General features: G+C 64.8%; 17 protein-coding genes and 1 other RNA gene. 10 read left to right on the top strand and 8 right to left on the bottom strand.

The window, feature by feature from the left end; translation table 11 throughout:
• Positions 1-160 precede the first annotated feature (160 nt).
• From SSKA14_RS15145 to ssrA, 3 genes are all read right to left on the bottom strand, one after another.
• Entirely contained in the window at positions 161-1,957 is a 1,797-nt protein-coding gene (locus SSKA14_RS15145) for a DEAD/DEAH box helicase family protein (protein ID WP_004153231.1), read from the bottom strand.
• A 473-nt stretch (positions 1,958-2,430) separates the two neighbouring features.
• Positions 2,431-3,846 carry a site-specific integrase gene (locus SSKA14_RS15140; RefSeq protein ID WP_024958278.1) on the bottom strand — a complete coding sequence of 472 codons (1,416 nt, stop codon included), beginning with the start codon at positions 3,844-3,846 and terminating at the stop codon, positions 2,431-2,433.
• Between the two features lie 304 nt (positions 3,847-4,150).
• Positions 4,151-4,543: a transfer-messenger RNA gene (gene ssrA, locus SSKA14_RS23500) on the bottom strand.
• Positions 4,544-4,762: 219 nt separating this feature from the next.
• Between ssrA and SSKA14_RS15135 the strand changes: the two genes are divergently transcribed.
• Positions 4,763-5,335: a hypothetical protein gene (locus tag SSKA14_RS15135; RefSeq protein WP_008266275.1), complete on the top strand. Its 573-nt coding sequence runs from the start codon at positions 4,763-4,765 to the stop codon at positions 5,333-5,335.
• Positions 5,336-5,475: 140 nt separating this feature from the next.
• On the opposite strand, the gene smpB is transcribed toward SSKA14_RS15135, so the two are convergent.
• A complete protein-coding gene (gene smpB / locus SSKA14_RS15130) occupies positions 5,476-5,979 on the bottom strand; it encodes an SsrA-binding protein SmpB (protein ID WP_040007975.1) in 504 nt (167 codons plus the stop codon).
• 57 nt (positions 5,980-6,036) lie between these two features.
• Here smpB and SSKA14_RS15125 point away from each other — a divergent pair, with 57 nt between their 5' ends.
• Positions 6,037-6,462: a type II toxin-antitoxin system RatA family toxin gene (locus SSKA14_RS15125; protein ID WP_032959119.1), complete on the top strand. Its 426-nt coding sequence runs from the start codon at positions 6,037-6,039 to the stop codon at positions 6,460-6,462.
• Positions 6,463-6,465: 3 nt separating this feature from the next.
• Complete coding sequence (locus SSKA14_RS15120; protein ID WP_008268432.1) at positions 6,466-6,723, top strand: RnfH family protein; 258 nt, start codon at positions 6,466-6,468, stop codon at positions 6,721-6,723.
• A gap of 36 nt (positions 6,724-6,759) precedes the next feature.
• On the opposite strand, the gene bamE is transcribed toward SSKA14_RS15120, so the two are convergent.
• A complete protein-coding gene (gene bamE, locus SSKA14_RS15115; protein ID WP_008267885.1) occupies positions 6,760-7,152 on the bottom strand; it encodes an outer membrane protein assembly factor BamE in 393 nt (130 codons plus the stop codon).
• Between the two features lie 103 nt (positions 7,153-7,255).
• Here bamE and fur point away from each other — a divergent pair, with 103 nt between their 5' ends.
• Entirely contained in the window at positions 7,256-7,663 is a 408-nt protein-coding gene (gene fur / locus SSKA14_RS15110) for a ferric iron uptake transcriptional regulator (RefSeq protein WP_005409235.1), read from the top strand.
• A 58-nt stretch (positions 7,664-7,721) separates the two neighbouring features.
• Here the strand turns inward: fur and SSKA14_RS15105 are convergent, their stop codons facing one another.
• Entirely contained in the window at positions 7,722-8,966 is a 1,245-nt protein-coding gene (locus SSKA14_RS15105; RefSeq protein WP_008266454.1) for an SGNH/GDSL hydrolase family protein, read from the bottom strand.
• Between the two features lie 97 nt (positions 8,967-9,063).
• On the opposite strand from SSKA14_RS15105, the gene SSKA14_RS15100 reads away from it, so the two are divergent.
• Positions 9,064-9,981 (top strand): LysR family transcriptional regulator, encoded by a 918-nt coding sequence (locus tag SSKA14_RS15100; RefSeq protein ID WP_008268128.1) that lies wholly within the window; start codon positions 9,064-9,066, stop codon positions 9,979-9,981.
• Positions 9,982-10,087: 106 nt separating this feature from the next.
• Here the strand turns inward: SSKA14_RS15100 and recN are convergent, their stop codons facing one another.
• A complete protein-coding gene (recN, locus tag SSKA14_RS15095) occupies positions 10,088-11,764 on the bottom strand; it encodes a DNA repair protein RecN (RefSeq protein WP_008265704.1) in 1,677 nt (558 codons plus the stop codon).
• Positions 11,765-11,878: 114 nt separating this feature from the next.
• Here recN and hrcA point away from each other — a divergent pair, with 114 nt between their 5' ends.
• The 4 genes from hrcA (at position 11,879) to dnaJ (ending at position 16,912) form a co-directional block, all read left to right on the top strand.
• Positions 11,879-12,943 (top strand): heat-inducible transcriptional repressor HrcA, encoded by a 1,065-nt coding sequence (gene hrcA / locus SSKA14_RS15090; RefSeq protein WP_008266321.1) that lies wholly within the window; start codon positions 11,879-11,881, stop codon positions 12,941-12,943.
• Positions 12,944-13,006: 63 nt separating this feature from the next.
• Positions 13,007-13,522 carry a nucleotide exchange factor GrpE gene (grpE, locus tag SSKA14_RS15085; RefSeq protein WP_008267012.1) on the top strand — a complete coding sequence of 172 codons (516 nt, stop codon included), beginning with the start codon at positions 13,007-13,009 and terminating at the stop codon, positions 13,520-13,522.
• Between the two features lie 183 nt (positions 13,523-13,705).
• A complete protein-coding gene (dnaK, locus tag SSKA14_RS15080) occupies positions 13,706-15,631 on the top strand; it encodes a molecular chaperone DnaK (RefSeq protein ID WP_006434175.1) in 1,926 nt (641 codons plus the stop codon).
• Between the two features lie 153 nt (positions 15,632-15,784).
• On the top strand, positions 15,785-16,912 hold the full coding sequence (gene dnaJ, locus SSKA14_RS15075; RefSeq protein ID WP_008267487.1) for a molecular chaperone DnaJ: 1,128 nt from the start codon (positions 15,785-15,787) through the stop codon (positions 16,910-16,912).
• A 60-nt stretch (positions 16,913-16,972) separates the two neighbouring features.
• Here the strand turns inward: dnaJ and SSKA14_RS15070 are convergent, their stop codons facing one another.
• On the bottom strand, positions 16,973-17,770 hold the full coding sequence (locus tag SSKA14_RS15070; protein ID WP_008267270.1) for a helix-turn-helix transcriptional regulator: 798 nt from the start codon (positions 17,768-17,770) through the stop codon (positions 16,973-16,975).
• Between the two features lie 72 nt (positions 17,771-17,842).
• Here SSKA14_RS15070 and SSKA14_RS15065 point away from each other — a divergent pair, with 72 nt between their 5' ends.
• Complete coding sequence (locus tag SSKA14_RS15065; RefSeq protein ID WP_040007963.1) at positions 17,843-19,042, top strand: MFS transporter; 1,200 nt, start codon at positions 17,843-17,845, stop codon at positions 19,040-19,042.
• Positions 19,043-19,204: the final 162 nt, after the last annotated feature.

The raw sequence follows: 19,204 nt of genomic DNA, 5'->3' as shown, positions 1-19,204 counted from the left end.
CTCGATCATGCTCTGCGCACAAGCAACACAGTATCGATCCCAGCCCCGGTCTTTTCGCACCCCTAGTCGAATGTCTCCGCGTTCGATCCTATGTTTACTGTTAGCTTGGCAGTTGTGGGCCTTCTTCGCCCTGTCTACCATTGTCGAGACGATCAAGGACTTAGTCGCCATCGAACAGCTTCCTGCAAACGCTTGCTGTAAGGGCATCGAACTGCCCCCGAATGGTGTCCAGTTCCACCTGTGACATCTCACTTCGTTCCCCTGGCTTCCGGCCGACCAAGGTGTTCGCCGCCTCGTTGAGAGTGGTGACTACCACTACGTAGTTGTCGCGACCAAGCCGTCTGTGATCCAACTCTCGCCCGCCATGCTTAATTCCTCGCTCATTGAGAATTCGTCCTGCGTGGAGTTGAATAAGCTCGTTAAGAGCGTCTCTGGCGGCCTGTCGTTTTGCTGCCTTAGGGACAGCGATGGGCTTGAGGGCTTGGGTAGTAGGGTCAAAGTCTGCAGGGATAATTCCGCTCTGCTTCAACAGGCGAATGGCGTCTTCCTCTTCCTGCTTTAGGAGGTGGATTTCCTGCATTTCCACCTCGGACTGCTCTTTGACCTCGGGCTTCCCATTGGTAGTGTCGCGAGGCGCATACTCACGGAACTCCGTGGGATCTGCTGGATCCAAGCCTTCAAGAGGAAGAAGCTGGTCAAAGAAGGATTGGTCATCTTCGCTGAACTGCTGGAAGTCTCCCCACCTGGCGGCAATGTTGCCGCCCGCATGAAAGATCACACTGCCCTGGTTTACAACGTCCCCCGGCGCATCTTGCTTGATTACGCGCATGATTCGCCCAACGAATTGGACGAATGGAGACAGGTTGGAGAACACGCTAAGGACCGCCGCTACCGACAGGAACGGATGGTCAAAACCTTCGCCAAGTTTTCTCACCTGTACGATCACGTCCAGTTGATGATTCGCCAGCCTTTGCATGACTTGGTCATTCTTTTTACTCTCACGGGAATGCACAAAATCGGCCTTCCTTCCCCGTGCGCGATAAGCCTCCACAATCTGAATGCAATGCTCATAATTCAATGCCGAGGCGATTACCTTTAGGCGTGGCTCCCCTGTCAAGTTACGGAGCCGGTCGAGCTCCCTGAGGGACGCATCAACAATGGTATTCAGTGTTTCTTCGGACGTTACGATGCTTCTGCGGAAATCCGCGTCCTCCTCACCTAGGCGTCGGACCTCATCTAGGGAGACTTCAACCTCCGAATCGCCTGGTCGCCTGACATAGCGTAAGGTCTTCGGATTGAGTTGGATTGCTTTGAGCTGTTTAACATAGCCCGCTCTGATCGCCTTGAAGATTGGGTATGAGTAAACGACGGGACCGCTCATCATCTGGCCATCAGCTCTAAGAGGCGTGGCGCTGAAGTTCACGACCGAGGCTGCAGGGAATTTTGCTTTCAGGGCCTCATAGGTTGCTGCAACGCTATGATGGCCCTCGTCGAAAATGATCAGGTCAAAGAAGTCGGCAGGAAGCGTTCGCAACCACTTGTTGCCATCGCCGGAAATCTGCTGGATGTTTGTAATGGCAACGTGTGCGGCGTCAAGGTCACTTCGATTTGCATCGGTGCCTCTTATTTCCACTGGCTCTGGATAATTGGGGCCGTCCATCACATCGCAGCGTGCATAGAATAGCTTCTCGCTACTAAAGTCGAAATCAGCTGCCAGCTGCGTTGCAATCGCAACGCCGGGAGCGATGATCAATGCTCGTTTCGATTTATACGCAAATGGAGTGAGCGTTATAGTTCCTGACTTTCCGCATCCCACGGGCAGTACTACGCTAACTTCTCTTATGTCCGCACCGTCAGCTACATGCTGTGCTAGCGCCTCATAGGCTCCTTGTTGCGGTTCTCTGACCTTCGGATTTCCAGTAATGCGGGGTGCGACATCTTGGAACGGGCTAGACACGCTTGTTCTCCTGGATACGTATTCTGCTCATGCGAAGTTGGGCGGCGCATTATCTGTGCGCCGTATTGGTCAGCAGCGGCTGACGTGAGATGTTCATTGCTCGCGCGGGCGTAGATGTCGGCATATTTATTGGTCGTTTTCATCCCGTGCCACAATTATCATCCCGACAGATACATCTGCCGGGCTTCTTGACGCCTACTGCGAGCTTTTACTTTCCCCCTGAAATTCCCTGGCTGATGCGCCCTTCAGTCATGAGATCCTGCCTCAGGCAACCCATCTATTCAATAGTTTGATGTCTGTCACATTTTTGGCGGGGCGCCGCGTGCCTTTCGGCAGGGCCAGACTTGGCAAGACGCGCCGGGACGGGTGGCAAAGCAGACAGCGAGGCGATAGCAAGAGTCCAGCCCCGAATCTTGGGCACCTGGAGTGGTTGATGGCGTTGCCTAATCATTGTCGCCGCGATCCCCCGGGCGCTACGACGCCTTCGATGGCTTCCTCATCCGACTTGCTGGCGTCGTGGAGTGCGCGCTTTTGGCAAGAGCGACCGCTTTTCGTTCACGTGCAGCTGCATTCACCACCCTCCGCTTCGCTCTGAGTTGCGCTTGCTTGAGAGACTGCGCTGCCTCTCCAGGCTGATAGGCCGGCAGACCTTCGGGAACGGGGAGAAGCGCTACCGCGTCTGCGCGCGATTGGAGCGTGGGCACATCTACATAGGTTCCGAGCTCGCCGGGCATATGCGCCTTGTGCCCCGTAATGGCAGCGGCAATAGAGCTAAGCACCCCCGCATAGAGAAGCCGGGTGCTCGCAGTATGTCGGAACGAGTGGAAGCCCATGCCGGGCTGCATCATGCCCAAGCCAACAAGATAGGCGCGGAACTGATCTCCGAGGGCGTCCCCGTAGCCTGCCTTCTTATGCCAAGGCAGGTGGGGAAACAGGCGCTCATGGCCCGACTGCGCTACATCTTCGACGTAAGTTAAGAAGCCCGCCTCCAACAAGCGTGGGTGGAGTGGGATGAAGCGCAAGGAGTTTGCGTTTTTCAGCTTTTGATCCCGCCGCCCCGCACGAATGTGGATTCCCCAAATGCCATTCACCTCGGCCACATCGTCGGCATAGAGTTGCCCAAGCTCGTTGACCCGCGCCCCAGTGCCCGCTGCTAGCAGGACTCCCCAGTATCGATCAGGCCGCTCCTCTGACCAGGGAAGGAACTTCTCCATATCGAAGAGTTGGTTGATTTCCTCAATGCTGAAGGGGCGACGGGGGAGCGTGGCGATTGCGGTGGCCGAGCTCTGGCGCTTGATTCCATCGAGCGGCGAACGTGTGAGCAGCCCACCGGCTACTTGTGCATTGAGGAAGCTGGCCAGTCGGTCACGATGTTTGCCTAGAGTCCGATCAGACAGGCCCGCGATAACGAGCCCTTTGGCGCGTTGTTGCTTGACCTTGGCGATGATTTGCGCGGCGCTCAGTTCTTTGTATTCTGCCTTCTTGCGCGCATTGCTCGGCCAGTCATGAAGCCCATTTAGGAAGGCGCGCACTTGGGTCTCCCCCACTTGCGACATGAGCAGGTCGAGCCCTGCTATTTCGCGGAAGATGGTGAGCGTGTTTTCACTGTCGAGCAGATTGCCTGGCGATGTCTTAGCGTTCCTAAGGTCTTCCAGGTAGAGACCAACACGCTTTGTCAGGGTGTCCCCGGCTCCGGGCAGCGGTGAACTTTGGGCAAAGCCTGAGCTCGCGAGTCCCTTGATGGTGTCCAGCAGAGCTTTGGCGTCCTCGCGTCCATTCACCTGTAGGTCGGTCAATCTCGCGCCGTTAGGCAGCTCAATGTTCCCGGTCCAGCGGTCAATGGTTCCGGCCAACGCTCTCAGCAGGGCGTCCCGATCCTTCTCGGTCATTGGGCTACGTCTGATGCGGTCGAATGCCTGAGAGAGTGCCACAGCGGCGCTTGCCGCTGTAAGCCGCATCAGATCGATTGAAGCAGGGGGCAGGCGTCGCACCAGGTAGCGGGAGCCAATAAGAGGCTGTAGATCCGTAGGCACAAAAAAACGGACGTATAGCCCGCTCGGTCGGCGCAGGAAAAATGGCTTTGGCACGGAGTGATACCTACTTTGATACCTGCAGACAGGCTCAGTTCGTGTATCACTCCGATGCCAAAACCCTTGCAAAATCAGCCACTTAGTGATAGATTTTGCAAGCAGTTGGTGGAGGTGGGCGGAATTGAACCGCCGTCCGAAGGCACTCCATCCCCAGCACTACATGCTTAGCTCGCCGTTAGATCTCATCCCCGAACAGCACGGCGTGCAAAGCGCATCCGGGAACCAGCCTGTTGTGTTCTAGTGCCGGACTGACAGGCAGCCGCCCAGCGCGATTCCATGATAATGACTCTACGCTGCGAGCATGGACACAAGCAGTTTCGAGGCTCCGCCTAAGTCGGCAGAAGGTCACGCACCGCAGTTTTTAGGCTGCGAGAGCGACCGGAGCGTAGTTGTCGTCGTTGGCAACTAGAGTTTTGCAGCTGGATTTACGAGGAAAGCTACCCCCTCGGCATGCGCCAGGCGACTTCACAACCCCCGTCGAAACCAATGCACCCCCGGTTTCTACAGTGCTGCAAGGTACAAGGCCGATTCCGTGTCGCCACGGTCAGGGCCTGCCCAACGGTGGCAATGCTACGGCAAAACAGCTGAACAGTCACCTTGGCAATCGGCAGCGAGGTGTAGTGCGGCCGGCATAGCGGATTGGTAACTTCATTGGCACGAATTTGCGACACACTGGCGACGACCATCCAAGCTAGAGCAGACACGGAGACGGTGGGTGACCGAGGCAAGCCAACAACGCAGCCTGCGACAGCTGGTAGGACCGGTCGGTGCCGATTATCAGCGGCGCGCGCTGCCCCCCGGCTGGGTCTGGGCGCTGCTGGGGCTGCTGCTCGCCGCCACCTGGCTGACCGAGCTGCCGGCAACGGCGGCGGCGGCGTTGGTAGCCAGCGCGGTGGTGGTGCATTGGGCGCAGCGCGGTCGCATCCATTGGTTGGGCTGGCGGCTGCCGGGCCTGGCGGTGCTGGCGGCCCTGCTGTGGGGGCCGGAGGTGTTGTCGCAGTGGTTCGAGCACGGCTTGGCCGTGGTGCTGATGTCGCTGGCCAGTTTGAGCATCGGCGTGCATGTGTGGCAGTCGCGGCAGGTCGCCAGGCAGCTGCAGGGCGCGGCCGACGCGCTGGACGATACGCAGTTGCTGGCGCTGCTGCCACCCGATGCGGCACAGCTCGCACAGCGGTGGCGCGCGGGCGATGACCGCCACGCACCCGAACTGGCGGTGGTGATGCATCTGGCGGTGATGCATGCGGCGCTGGCGCCGCGGATGCGCAAGCTGGGCGCGCTGGCCGGTTGAGCCGCTTGTAGAGTCGAGTCATTGCCGAAGCCGAGCATGTCTCGGCTCTACCGAAAGCCAAGCCAGCCGAGCATGGCTCGGCTCTACAGAAAGCCAAAGCAGTCGAGCAAGCTCGACTCTACAGGGGCATGCGCAACCGCTTACGCGTCGCGGTTGCCGCGACGCATCACGCGCTGCTTCTCGATCGCCCAGTCGCGGTCCTTGGCGGCATCGCGCTTGTCGTGGGTCTGCTTGCCCTTGGCCAGCGCGACTTCGAGCTTGATCTTGTTCTTGCTCCAGTACATCGCGGTGGGCACGATCGTGTAGCCATCGCGCTCGACCTTGCCGACCAGCTTGTCGATCTCGCTCCGGTGCAGCAGAAGCTTGCGCTCGCGCCGGTCGTTGGCCACCACATGGGTCGAGGCCTGGATCAACGGGGTGATCTGCGCGCCGATCAGGAAGATCTCTCCATCCTTGACGTAGGCGTAGGCGTCGACGATGTTGCCGCGGCCGGCACGGATCGATTTCACTTCCCAGCCCTGCAGGGCCAGGCCGGCTTCGAAGCGATCCTCGATGTGGTACTCGTGGCGGGCACGCTTGTTCAGCGCGATGGTCTTGTTGGCCGTCGCGCTCTTTGCTTTATCCTTGCCGCTGTTCTTGCTCATTTCCGTATTGTCTCCGATTCGGGCCCGCCCGGTCGATTGCCGAAACGTCCTGTATTCATGCCTACTATCCGCCGCAGCGCCCTGGTCGAACATTCGGCCGCGCGCATGTTCGACCTGGTCAACGATGTCCAGGCCTATCCGCGCCGTTTCCGCTGGTGTTCGGCCGCCCAGATCCTGGAGCAGGGCGAAGACCGGCTGGTGGCGCGCCTGGACCTGGGCCTGGGCTCGTTCAGCACCTGGTTCCAGACCGAAAACACCCTGCAGCGCCCGCACAGCATCGACATGCAGCTGCGCGATGGCCCGTTCAAGCAACTGCACGGCCGCTGGGAATTCCATGCGCTGGCCGAAGATGCCTGCAAGGTCACCCTGACCCTGGAGTTCGAGCCCAGTTCGCGCCTGCTGGGCCCGGCCCTGGCGATCGGCTTCCAGGGACTGGCCGATCGGATGGTCAACGATTTCGTCCGCGTCGCCGACGAGGGCTGAGCGATGATCGAGGTCGAGGTGGTGCTGGCCTGGCCGCAGCGGGTGCTGTCGCGCCGGCTGCAGCTGGAAGAGGGCGCGACCGTGGCCGATGCCATCGCCGCCGCCGCGCTGGACGGCACTGCCGGATGCCCGGCGGTGGCGGTGCATGGCGTGCTGGCGCGCCCGCAGCAGGTGTTGCAGGAAGGCGACCGCATCGAGCTGCTACGCCCGTTGCTGGCCGACCCCAAGGACAACCGCCGGCGGCGCGCGCTCGGCGGTTGATGCCCATGACCCGTCCGCGCGGACGGGCAGGGTGCCTCAGCGGCCCTTCTTCTTCTTGTCCTTCGGCAGGTTGCGGCCGAACTGGCGCACGGTCTGCTGGGCCAGGGCCTTGTCGTTGCCCGGGAAGTAGTCGCCTTCCCAACGGGTCACGGTGTCGTTGTCGAAGAACACGACGAAATTCTTCACCTCGGTACGGCCCAGGCGGTTCACGCGCTGGCTGGAGGTGTAGTCCCAGCGCTGGGCATGGAACGGGTCGGGGATGGACGGGGTGCCCAGCAGCACGGTGACCTGCTGCTTGCTCTGCCCGACCTGCAGCTTGGCCACGGCATCTTCCCGGATCAGGTTGCCCTGATAGATGGGTTGCTTGTAGATGATGCCGCACCCGGTGGTGGACAGGGCGACGGCGGCGACCAACAGGAGATTGCGCATCGGGACTGGCGGTTGGGGAAATCAAACCGATGATACACTCCCGGCGTGCCACCGCGACCCAATCCGAGGCAGCTGGCGCTAAATCGCCAATGAACGGAGACCTATGGAAACCCACGACCTGCGTAAAGTCGGCCTGAAGGTGACCCATCCGCGGATGCGGATCCTGGCGCTGCTCGAGCAGCGCAATGCCCAGCACCACATGACCGCCGAAGACATCTACCGCCAGCTGCTGGAGCATGGCGACGAGATCGGCCTGGCCACGGTCTACCGGGTGCTGACCCAGTTCGAGGCTGCCGGCCTCGTGCTGAAGCACAATTTCGAAGGCGGCCAGGCCGTCTACGAGCTGGACCGCGGCGGCCACCACGACCACATGGTCGACGTGGACAGCGGCAAGATCATCGAGTTTGAAAGCCACGAGATCGAGGAGCTGCAGCGCAAGATCGCGGCCGATCACGGCTACGAGCTGGAAGAGCACTCGCTGGTGCTGTACGTGCGCAAGAAGCGCAAGTAAGCCGTCCCGGCTAGCCGGACGCGACAGAACCCCGGGCTCGCCCGGGGTTTTTCGTCGTTCACAGTAGATCCGCGCCATGCGTGGATGGCGCCATCAACACCTCCAGATCCACCGCCTCGGCCATCGCCTGGTTGCCGGCGTCGCCCGGATGCAGATGGTCGCCGGAGTCGTAGGCCGCCGCCATCCGTGACGGATCGGCCGGGTCGCGCAGGGCCGCGTCCAGATCGATCACCGCGTCGAACTGGCTGTCCGTGCGCAGCCAGGTGTTGAGCTGTTGGCGCAGCGCCTCCTTGTCGGGCTGGTAGTAGTCGTCCAGTGGCGTGCCGGGCAGGGCGCCAGCGAAGGGCGCCAGGGTGGCGCCCAGGATGCGCAGTCCGCGCCGACGTGCCTGTTCGGCCAGCGCCCGATAGCCGTCCTGCAGCTCGGCCAGCGTGGGACGCGCCTGCTGCCGGGCGAAGGCGGTACCGGGCCAGCTGATGTCGTTGATGCCGATCAGCACGATCACGCTGGCCACGCCGGGCTGATCCAATGCATCGCGCTGCAGGCGGGCCAGAACCGACTCGCCCATGCCGTCACGCAGCAGCCGGCCGCCGGAGATGCCAGCGTTGACCACCGCGACGCCGTGGGGTGCCAGCCGCGCGGCCAGATGATCGGTCCAGCGCTGGTCCTGGTCGAGGCTGGCGGTGGCGCCGTCGGTGATCGAATCGCCGATCACCACCACGCTGCGTGCGCTGGCGGCGGCTTCGACCTCGATCCCGCTCAGGAACAGGCGTGCGGTGGTGGGCGTGGCCCGATTCAGGTGGCGCGCTTGGCTCTGGTTGCCGCCGGCGATCCAGTTGGTCTGGCGGCCGTCCCAGTGGAAGGTCTGCAGCGGCGTCGGCCCCGGCACGAAGACGCTGACCTGCAGGGCCTGCTGATTGCCGGTGGGCAGGGCCAGCGGATCGCTCAGCCGTTCCTGGCCCGGGCCGATCAGCACGCCAGGCTGGCCGTCGAAGTGGAGCGGCTGTGGTGTCGCGCCCGGTCGTGCGGCCACGCTGGCCGCTCCTATCCGCAGGGGGTGTGTGCCGTAGGCATTGCTCAACCTTACCCGCAGGCGCGCGCCGCCCAGGCTGATGCGCGCGGTCTGGCGGAAGGTCTGGTCGTGCAGCGATGCCGGGACCAGGGTCGGGAACTGGAAGTCGGCGCCCCACACCGGTTGCGGGCTGGCCTGCCAGCTGGCCACCCAGTGCGGGGCAGGGGCGGCACTGGCGGCGCCGGACAGGGCGAGCAGGGTGCTGGCAGTGAGCGTGCGGAGGCGGTCCATGAAGCGATTCCGGGGAAAGGAGCCGCCATGGTGATTCCGCCCTCATCTGTGAACTAGACTGCGTATGGACAATCATCTGTGAACTGGATTCATTGCCATGGCGCGACCCGACATCAACCGATCCGGCGAACTGGAAGTCTTCGTGCGAGTGATCGAGACCGGCGGTTTTTCTGCCGCCGCCCGCACCCTGGACATGACCCCGTCGGCAGTCAGCAAGCTGGTGGCCCGGCTGGAACAGCGGCTGGGCACGCGCCTGCTGCAGCGGTCCACCCGCCAACTGCAGCTGACCCCGGAAGGCTGCGCCTTCTACGAGCGCGGCCTGCGCGTGCTGGCCGACCTGGACGAGGCCGAACGCTGTGCCAGCGCGCATGCGGAGCCGCGCGGGCGGCTGCGGGTCAATTCAAACGTGCCGTTCGGCCAGCACTTCCTGTTGCCGCTGCTGCCGGCGTTCCTCGAGCGCAACCCGCAGGTGGGGGTGGACCTGACCCTTAACGACGAGGTGATCGATCTGCTTGAGCAGCGCACCGACGTGGCGGTGCGCGCCGGCCCGCTGAAGAGTTCCAGCCTGGTGGCGCGGCGACTGGGCGCGACGCGGATGATGATCGTGGCCGCACCGACCTACGCGCAGCGGCACGGCCTGCCGGCCAGCGTCGAGGAGCTGCAGGCGCACAACCGCCTGGACATCGGCCATGCGCGGGCGATGCAGGGCTGGCCGCTGCTGCAGGACGGTCGTGAGCGCATGCTGCTGCCCAGCGGCAACGCCCGTGCCAGCAATGGCGATGCGCTGCGCCAGCTGGTGCTGGGCGGGCTGGGCATGGCGCGGCTGGCCGCCTTCCAGGTGCAGGCCGACATCACCGCCGGGCGCCTGTTGCCGGTGCTGGAAGAGGCCAACCCCGGTGACCTGGAGGAGGTGCACGCGGTGTTCCTGGGGCAGGGCGGCTATCTGCCGCTGCGGGTACGCGCGTTCCTGGACTACCTGGTGGAAACGGTGGATCTGGCGCAGCCACGGGGGTAGTGCCGGCCGCTGGCCGGCAACCTCACGATCTTCGCCTGCAGAGGTCCGGTTGCCGGCCAGCGGCCGGCACTACCTGTAGATCCATGCCATGCGTGGATGACCTCGGTCAGTCGAGCAAGCTCGACTCTACCAGCAGCTTGCGCGCGGCGGCGCGCGCTTCCTTGCTCACTTCCACGCCGCCCAGCATGCGCGCCAGTTCTTCCTCACGTGCCTTGCTGTCCAGCTTCTCCACAGCGCTCTGGGTCATGCCTTCCACCGGCGCCTTGCTGACCCGGTAATGCGCGTGGCCCTTGGAGGCGACCTGCGGCAGGTGGGTCACGCACAGCACCTGGCGCTTCTCGCCGAGCGCGCGCAGCTTCTGGCCGACGATATCGGCCACCGCGCCGCCGATGCCGGAGTCGACTTCGTCGAACACCATGGTCGGCACCGCATCCAGGTCCAGCGCGGCCACTTCGATGGCCAGCGAGATACGCGACAGTTCACCACCCGAGGCGACCTTGCGCAGGGCGCGTGGCGGCTGGCCGGCATTGGCCGCGACCAGGAATTCCACGCGCTCGGCACCCTGTGGGTCGGGCTTGCCGTTGTCCTGCGGCTCCAGTTCGATCAGGAACTGGCCGCCGCCCATGCCCAGCTCGGCGATGATGCCGGTGGTGGTGGCCGACAGTTCGGCGGCGGCATTGCGACGGCTGACGGTCAGCACTTCGGCCTGTACGCGCCAGGCGGCGGCGGCCTTGTCGATCTCACCAGCCAGGCGCTGCAGGCGCTCGTCGGCGCCGCGCAGCTGCTCCACTTCGGCATGCATGCGTTCGCGCTGCGCGCCCAGCTCGTCCATCGGCACGCGATGCTTGCGCGCCAGGTCGTGCAGGCGGCCCAGGCGCCGCTCGTTCTCTTCGAACTGCTCGGGGTCGGCGTCGAGGTCGTCATGCACGCGGTCCAGCAGCGAAAGGGCTTCGTGCAGCTGGATCGAGGCATTCTCGATCAGGCCGTCCACCTCGCCCAGGCGCGGGTCGTGCTCGATCAGGCGCGACAGCTCGTGGCGCACCTGCTGCAGCAGGTCCAGCGCGGAACTGCCGTCGTCGCCGTTGAGCTGGTTGCTGGCCGCCTGGCAGGCGCTCAGCAGGGCGCTGGCATGGGCCTGGCGGCGGTGGCTGGCGCCGAGTGCGGCGATCGACTCCGGTTCCAGGTCCTCGCGGTCCAGTTCGCGCAGCTGGTGCTCCAGGAAGCCGATCCGGTCACTCACGTCGCCCTGTTGCGACAGCGCCAGTGATTCGTCGACCAGTGCCTGCCACGCGGCGGCGGCGCGGCGCACCTGGCGGCGCGCGTCCTCGTTGCGGGCGTAGGCATCGAGCAGGGCCAGCTGCGACGGACGGGTCAGCAACGCCTGTTGTTCATGCTGGCCATGGATCTCCACCAGCAGCGCGGCCAGGTCAGCCAGCTGTGCGAGGGTGACCGGACGGCCATTGATCCAGGATCGCGAGCCGCCGTCGGCGCGGATCACCCGGCGCAGCTGGCACTGCTCTTCATCGTCCAGCTCGTTGTCTGCCAGCCACTGGCGCGCGGCCTGCAGCTGGTCCAGCGCGAACTCGGCGGAAAGCTCGGCGCGGGCCGCGCCATGGCGGACCACGCCACTGTCGGCGCGCAGGCCGGACAGGAAGCCCAGCGCGTCGACCATCAGCGACTTGCCGGCGCCGGTCTCGCCTGAAACCACGGTCATGCCCGGCCCGAACTCCAGTTCGGTGGCGCGGACGACGGCGAAATCCTTGATCGAAAGATGTCTGAGCATGGGTAAGAGGTATCAGCAGCCGCGCAACGCTAGCACGCGGGCGAGGGAGGTCCAATGACTTGCCAAGGTGATGCGCCGCCATTATCTAGTGTCCGTGTCTCACAGGTTGATTCCATGCACGGTTCTCCCGACCAGCTTGCCCCGCGTGCGCGCCATCTGCTGCGCACGCTGATCGCGCGTTACATCCAGGACGGTGAGCCGGTCGGCTCGCAGACGCTGGCGCGCGTGGCCGGCCTGGAGGTCAGCCCGGCCACCATCCGCAACATCCTCGGTGACCTGGAGGACCTGGGGCTGCTGGCCTCGCCGCATACCTCGGCCGGGCGCATCCCGACCGCGCATGGCTACCGGGTGTTCGTCGACAGCCTGCTGCAGATGCAGCCGCCGGGCGAGGGCGAACTGGCCCGCCTGCGGCAGGAGCTGGCCGGCGGCGGCAGCACCCAGGCCCTGCTGGGCAGCGCCTCGGAGCTGCTGTCGGCGATGAGCCACTTTGTCGGCGTGGTCAGCGCGCCACGGCGCGAGCAGTTCGCCTTCCGCCAGATCGATTTCGTGGCGCTGGACGGGCGCCGGGTGCTGGCGATCCTGGTGTTCGCCGACAACGAGGTGCAGAACCGGGTCATCGAGACCCGCCAGGAGTTCGCGCCGGGGCAGCTGGAGCAGGTCGCCAACTACCTCAACGCCCATTTCGCCGGGCTGCCGATGGCCGAGATCCGCACCCGCCTGCTGCTGGAGCTGCGCGACGCCCGCTCCGAGCTGGAACAGCTGCTGGCGCACAGCATCGAGCTGGCCGAGCAGGCCCTGCAGCCGGCGGCCGACGACATGCTGGTGGCCGGCCAGACCCGGCTGATGGGCGTGCAGGACCTGTCCGACCTGGAGCGCCTGCGCGAGCTGTTCGAATTGTTCTCCAGCAAGCGCGAGATCCTGCAGCTGCTGGAGCGGACCATCCAGGCGCCGGGCGTGCGTATCTTCATCGGCGAGGAGACCGGGATGATGCCACTGCAGGGCGTTTCGCTGGTCACCGCCCCCTATACCGCCAACGGCCAGGTGCTGGGCGTGCTGGGCGTGATCGGGCCCAAGCGCATGGCCTACGACCGCATGATCCCGCTGGTCCAGGCCACTGCTGATGTGCTGGGCGCGGCCTTTTCGCCGGCCGGGCGCACGCCGGGAACATCCGACGCTTGAAACGCAGCATCCCGCCCACACTAGGGTGGGTGGAGGCGGAGACTGACCGCCAGGGACCCAGACATGAACCACGAACATCCAGATATCGAATCCCAGCAGAGTGCCGCCGATGCGGCCGCCGCCGCCGGCGTCAATGACGAAGTGGAGCGCCTGCGCGCCGAAGTCGAGCAGATCAAGGCCGATGCGCTGCGTGAGCGCGCCGACCTGGAGAACCAGCGCAAGCGCGTGGCCCGCGACATCGAGCAGGCCCGCAAGTTCGCCAACGAAAAGCTGCTGGGCGAGCTGCTGCCGGTGTTCGACAGCCTGGATGCAGGCCTGAAGGCTGCCGGCGATGACCCGCACCCGCTGCGCGAAGGCCTGGAGCTGACCTACAAGCAGCTGCTGAAGGTCGCCGCCGACAACGGCCTGGTCCTGCTGGACCCGACCGGCCAGCCGTTCAACCCGGAACATCACCAGGCCATCAGCCAGGTGCCGACCCCGGGCGCCGCCCCCGGCACCGTGGTGACCGTGTTCCAGAAGGGCTACCTGCTCAACGAGCGCCTGCTGCGGCCGGCGCTGGTTGTGGTGGCCGCCGACTGACCCGTGCCGGGTCGGGCGGCGGGAATGACCCGCGACCCGGCCCGACGCTGAACGCACCGGACGACCGGAAACACAGCGTTCGGGAGATGGCTTGAATGTTCCACGAGCCTCCCCCACATCGTATTCATCCACCGGCCGAACGGCCGGACTGACCCCAAACAAGCATCCTCAGGAGTCTCCCCCATGGGCAAGATCATTGGTATCGACCTCGGCACCACCAACTCGTGCGTGGCGATCATGGACGGCGGCAAGGCCCGCGTCATCGAGAATTCGGAAGGCGATCGCACCACCCCGTCGATCGTCGCCTACACCAAGGACGGCGAAGTCCTGGTCGGCGCCTCGGCCAAGCGCCAGGCCGTGACCAACCCGAAGAACACCTTCTACGCGGTGAAGCGCCTGATCGGCCGCAAGTTCACCGACGCCGAAGTGCAGAAGGACATCGCGCACGTCCCGTACGGCATCCTGGCCCATGACAATGGCGACGCCTGGGTGTCCACCAGCGACGGCAAGAAGATGGCGCCGCAGGAAATCTCGGCCAAGGTGCTGGAAAAGATGAAGAAGACCGCCGAGGACTTCCTCGGTGAGAAGGTCACCGAAGCGGTCATCACCGTGCCGGCCTACTTCAACGACAGCCAGCGCCAGGCGACCAAGGACGCCGGACGCATCGCCGGCCTGGACGTCAAGCGCATCATCAACGAGCCGACCGCGGCCGCGCTGGCCTATGGCCTGGACAAGGGCGACAACAAGGATCGCAAGATCGTGGTGTACGACCTGGGCGGCGGTACCTTCGACGTGTCGGTGATCGAGATCGCCAACGTCGACGGCGAGAAGCAGTTCGAAGTGCTGGCCACCAACGGCGACACCTTCCTGGGCGGCGAAGACTTCGACAACCGCGTCATCGAGTACCTGGTTGAAGAATTCAACAAGGACCAGGGCATCGACCTGCGCAAGGATCCGCTCGCCCTGCAGCGCCTGAAGGACGCCGCCGAGCGTGCCAAGATCGAGCTGTCCAGCGCCCAGCAGACCGAAGTGAACCTGCCGTACGTCACCGCCGACGCCTCGGGCCCGAAGCACCTGAACATCAAGCTGACCCGCGCCAAGCTGGAAGCGCTGGTGGAAGACCTGATCAAGAAGTCGATCGAGCCGTGCCGCGTCGCCCTGAACGATGCCGGCCTGCGTTCGAGCGACATCAGCGAAGTGATCCTGGTCGGTGGCCAGACCCGCATGCCGAAGGTGCAGCAGGCGGTGACCGAGTTCTTCGGCAAGGAACCGCGCAAGGACGTCAACCCGGACGAAGCGGTGGCACTGGGTGCGGCGATCCAGGGCGGCGTGCTCGGCGGCGACGTCAAGGACGTGCTGCTGCTGGACGTGACCCCGCTGTCGCTGGGCATCGAAACCATGGGCGGCGTGTTCACCAAGATCATCGAGAAGAACACCACCATCCCGACCAAGGCCTCGCAGGTGTTCTCCACCGCCGAGGACAACCAGTCGGCCGTGACCGTGCACGTGCTTCAGGGTGAGCGCGAACAGGCCCGCTTCAACAAGTCGCTGGCCAAGTTCGACCTGTCCGGCATCGAGCCGGCCCCGCGCGGCCTGCCGCAGGTGGAAGTGTCCTTCGACATCGACGCCAACGGCATCCTGCACGTGTCGGCCAAGGACAAGAAGACCAACAAGGAACAGAAGGTCGAGATCAAGGCCGGTTCGGGCCTGTCCGAGGAAGAGATCGCACGCATGGTCGCCGACGCGGAAGCCAACCGCGAGGAAGACAAGAAGTTCCAGGAGCTGGTGCAGGCCCGCAACCAGGCCGACGCCCTGATCCACGGCACCCGCAGCGCGATCACCGAGCACGGCAGCAAGGTCGGCGGCGAAGTGATCGGCAAGGTCGAAGCGGCCCTGGCCGATCTGGAAACCGCGATGAAGGGGGACGACAAGGCACAGATCGAAGCCAAGTCGAAGGTGCTGGAAGAGGCTGGCCAGTCGCTGTTCGCCGCGGCTTCGGCCGACCAGGGCGGTGCCGCCCCGGGCGCCGACGCCGGCAACGCTGGCAAGGGCAACGACGATGTGGTCGATGCCGAGTTCACCGAAGTCAAGGACGACAAGAAGTCCTGATCCGGACCGACGCGGGACGCTGCCTGGCAGCGTCCCGTTGTCGCATCAGGGTCCTGGCCGCCACCGGCGTGTCGGGGCGCCCGACGCAAGAGCGGACCTGGTTCCGCTCTTCCGCTTTGACGAATCCCGACTTTCCGGAACCAGATTCACGATATGAGCAAGCGCGATTACTACGAAGTGCTGGGCGTTGCCCGCACCGCCACCGACGACGAGCTGAAGAAGGCCTACCGTCGCTGCGCGATGAAGTTCCACCCGGACCGCAACCCGGGTGATGCGGCGGCCGAAGCCTCCTTCAAGGAGTGCAAGGAAGCCTACGAAGTGCTGTCCGACGGCAACAAGCGCCGCATGTACGACAGCCACGGCCACGCTGCGTTCGAGCACGGCATGGGCGGTGGTGGCGGTCCGGGCGGCCCGGACATGAACGATATCTTCGGCGATATCTTCGGCAACATCTTTGGTGGAGCAGGCGGTGGCCCGCGCCAGGCCCGTCGCGGCGCCGACATCGGCTACGTGATGGAGCTGGACCTGGAAGAAGCGGTGCGTGGCGTTGAGCGCCGCATCGAGATTCCGACCCTGGCCGAATGCGGCGACTGCGATGGCAGTGGCTCCGAAGACGGCAAGGTCGAGACCTGCAATGTGTGCCATGGCCGCGGCCAGGTGCGCATCCAGCGCGGCATCTTCGCCATGCAGCAGGCCTGCCACAACTGCGGCGGCCGCGGCCAGATCATCGCCAAGCCCTGCAAGACCTGCCACGGCAACGGCCGTGTCGAGGAAGACAAGGTGCTGTCGGTGAAGGTGCCGGCCGGCGTCGATACCGGCGACCGCATCCGCCTGCAGGGCGAGGGCGAGGCCGGCCCGGCCGGTACCCCGCCGGGTGACCTGTACGTGGAAGTGCGCGTGCGCGAGCATGCCATCTTCCAACGCGATGGCGACGACCTGCACTGCGAAGTGCCGATCCGCATCTCGCAGGCCGCATTGGGCGACACCGTGCGCGTGGCCACGCTGGGCGGCGAGGCGGAGATCCGCATCCCGGCCGAGACCCAGACCGGCAAGCTGTTCCGTCTGCGCGGCAAGGGCGTGCGTTCGGTGCGCAGCCGCAGCGAGGGCGATCTGTATTGCCGCGTGGTGGTGGAGACCCCGGTCAACCTCACCAACGAACAGCGCAAGCTGCTGGAGCAGTTCGAAACCACCTTCGTCGGTGAGGAAGCGCGCAAGCACTCGCCGAAGTCGGCCACCTTCATGGATGGCGTGAAGGGCTTCTGGGACCGCATGACGTCCTGAGTTTTTCAACGGACGCGTTGAACGGAAGCGCCGGGCCACGCCCGGCGTTTTCGTTTGGGGTCAACGGAAAAACGCCGCCGGCGTCTGCCCCAGCTGTCGCTTGAACATGCTGGTGAACGCGCTTGGGCTGTCGTAGCCCATCGCCAGCGCCACATCGATGACCTTGTCACCCACTGCCAGCCGTTCCATCGCAGCCAGCAGCCGCGCCTGTTGCCGCCACTGGCCGAAGGTCATGCCCAGTTCGCTGCCGAAATGCCGCTGGATGGTCTTCACGTCCACCTCCAGTGCCTGCGCCCAGTCCTGCAGCGTGGCGTCATCGCCAGGGTGCTTCTGGATGTGCTGGCAGATCCGCTGCAGGCGCGGGTCGGTCGCGGCAGGCAGATGCAGTGGCAGCACGTCCATGCGATGCAGTTCGTCCAGCAGCAGGCGCACCACGCGGCCATCGCGGCTGTCTTCGATGTGCTCGCCCTTGATCAGTGTGGCGGCCTGCAGCAGCTCGCGCAGCAGGGGGGCCACCTGTACCGCGAACGCTTCGGCCGGCAACTGCGGCGCGAACAACGGGTCGATGTACAGGCTGCGCATGTGCACGGCGGCGATGCAGTCCACCGCGTGCACCATGCCGGCCGGCATCCAGATCGCACGGGTCGAGGGCACCACCCAGCGGCCCACTTCCGAGCGCACCACCATCAGCCCCGAGATGGCATAGACCAGCTGGTGGCGCTGGTGCTTGTGGCCCGCGATGTGGCTACCGGCCGGGTACTGGGTGACCCGATAGGTGACCGGGCGATGCTGGGGGACATCGCGCCAGGGCGCCGTCGGATCGACGTCACCGGCAATGTCCTTTTTGCGATAGGCCATGACCCGAACGCGGCAGAAGGGAGGGGAGGGCAACCGTAGCATGCGTGGCTCGCCCCCAACCTGACTGCGTCCATGTCCGCCCTGGCTTCTCCTGCAACGACCTCACGCCCGGTGGCTCCCGGCGTGCTGGCTGCCATCTCCACCTCGCACGTGGTCAACGACATGATGCAGTCGTTGATCCTGGCCATCTATCCGGTGATCAAGGGCGGCTTCAATCTCAGCTTCACCCAGATCGGCCTGATCACGCTGACCTACCAGCTCACCGCGTCGATCTTCCAGCCGTTGGTCGGCATGGCAACCGACCGGCGCCCGGCGCCGTACTCGCTGCCGATCGGCATGGCCTCGACCCTGTGCGGCATGCTGCTGCTCGGCTTCGCGTCGAGCTACGCTGTGGTGCTGCTGGCCGCGGCGATGGTCGGCATCGGTTCGGCGATCTTCCACCCCGAGGCCTCGCGCATCGCGCGGCTGGCCTCGGGCGGTCGTCATGGCTTCGCGCAGTCGGTATTCCAGGTCGGCGGCAACTTTGGCACCGCACTCGGCCCGCTGATCGCCGCTGCGGTGATCGTACCGTATGGCCAGCACGCGGCCTCGTGGTTCGCCGGTGCCGCCCTGATCGGCATCGCGCTGCTGACCTATGTCGGCCGCTGGTATGCGCTGCACCTGGGCGCGCCGCGTCCGGCCAGCACCGCGTCGATGGCGCCGCGGCATCCGCCGCGCACCGTGGCCAAGGTGCTGGCGATCCTGCTGGTGCTGATCTTCAGCAAGTACTTCTACATGGCCAGCATCGGGAGCTACTTCACCTTCTACCTGATCCATCATTTCGGCATTCCGGTGGCACAGGCGCAGCTGCACCTGTTCGCCTTCCTGGTGGCGTCTGCCGCTGGCGGCTTCCTCGGCGGCCCGCTGGGTGACCGCATCGGTCGCAAGCCGATCATCTGGACCTCGATCCTGGGCGTGGCGCCGTTCGCATTGATGCTGCCGCATGCGGATCTGTTCTGGACGACGGTGCTGGCGGTGCTGATCGGCTTCGTGCTGTCCTCGGCGTTCTCGGCAATCGTGGTCTACGCGCAGGAGATGATGCCGCACCGCATTGGCATGGTGTCCGGTCTGTTCTTCGGCTTCGCGTTCGGCATGGGCGGATTGGGCGCGGCCGTGCTCGGTCTGCTGGCGGACAAGACCAGCATTGAGTACGTCTACCAGTTGACTGCATTCCTGCCGTTGCTGGGCATCGTGGCGGCGTGGCTGCCGCCGTCGCGGCCTGCTGTTCACTGAGGGGGTTTTGGTTTGCAGGGCTTGCAGCCCTGCACCTGCTGCAAGCCAGAGCCGAAGCAACAGCAGAAGCTGGCTATCCGTGGGTTGGCGGGGTGGGTCCGGTTGAGGGGGACGCCGTAAATACGTCCATGTAGGCTTGGTCGCGGCATCCATGCCGCTCAC

Origin of the sequence: Stenotrophomonas sp. SKA14, assembly GCF_000158575.1 — a bacterium.
GTDB lineage: Bacteria > Pseudomonadota > Gammaproteobacteria > Xanthomonadales > Xanthomonadaceae > Stenotrophomonas > Stenotrophomonas forensis.
Note: the sequence above shows the minus strand (reverse complement) of the source record. Positions and strands in the feature narration are given on the sequence as shown.

Excerpts from the sequence above, each read along its gene's own strand:
- SSKA14_RS15140 (WP_024958278.1), bottom strand. The coding sequence starts at position 3,846 with ATGACCGAGAAGGATCGGGACGCCCTGCTGAGAGCGTTGGCCGGAACC.
- smpB (WP_040007975.1), bottom strand. The coding sequence starts at position 5,979 with ATGAGCAAGAACAGCGGCAAGGATAAAGCAAAGAGCGCGACGGCCAAC.
- SSKA14_RS15125 (WP_032959119.1), top strand. The coding sequence starts at position 6,037 with ATGCCTACTATCCGCCGCAGCGCCCTGGTCGAACATTCGGCCGCGCGC.
- SSKA14_RS15120 (WP_008268432.1), top strand. The coding sequence starts at position 6,466 with ATGATCGAGGTCGAGGTGGTGCTGGCCTGGCCGCAGCGGGTGCTGTCG.
- bamE (WP_008267885.1), bottom strand. The coding sequence starts at position 7,152 with ATGCGCAATCTCCTGTTGGTCGCCGCCGTCGCCCTGTCCACCACCGGG.
- fur (WP_005409235.1), top strand. The coding sequence starts at position 7,256 with ATGGAAACCCACGACCTGCGTAAAGTCGGCCTGAAGGTGACCCATCCG.
- SSKA14_RS15105 (WP_008266454.1), bottom strand. The coding sequence starts at position 8,966 with ATGGACCGCCTCCGCACGCTCACTGCCAGCACCCTGCTCGCCCTGTCC.
- SSKA14_RS15100 (WP_008268128.1), top strand. The coding sequence starts at position 9,064 with ATGGCGCGACCCGACATCAACCGATCCGGCGAACTGGAAGTCTTCGTG.
- recN (WP_008265704.1), bottom strand. The coding sequence starts at position 11,764 with ATGCTCAGACATCTTTCGATCAAGGATTTCGCCGTCGTCCGCGCCACC.
- hrcA (WP_008266321.1), top strand. The coding sequence starts at position 11,879 with ATGCACGGTTCTCCCGACCAGCTTGCCCCGCGTGCGCGCCATCTGCTG.
- grpE (WP_008267012.1), top strand. The coding sequence starts at position 13,007 with ATGAACCACGAACATCCAGATATCGAATCCCAGCAGAGTGCCGCCGAT.
- dnaK (WP_006434175.1), top strand. The coding sequence starts at position 13,706 with ATGGGCAAGATCATTGGTATCGACCTCGGCACCACCAACTCGTGCGTG.
- dnaJ (WP_008267487.1), top strand. The coding sequence starts at position 15,785 with ATGAGCAAGCGCGATTACTACGAAGTGCTGGGCGTTGCCCGCACCGCC.
- SSKA14_RS15070 (WP_008267270.1), bottom strand. The coding sequence starts at position 17,770 with ATGGCCTATCGCAAAAAGGACATTGCCGGTGACGTCGATCCGACGGCG.
- SSKA14_RS15065 (WP_040007963.1), top strand. The coding sequence starts at position 17,843 with ATGTCCGCCCTGGCTTCTCCTGCAACGACCTCACGCCCGGTGGCTCCC.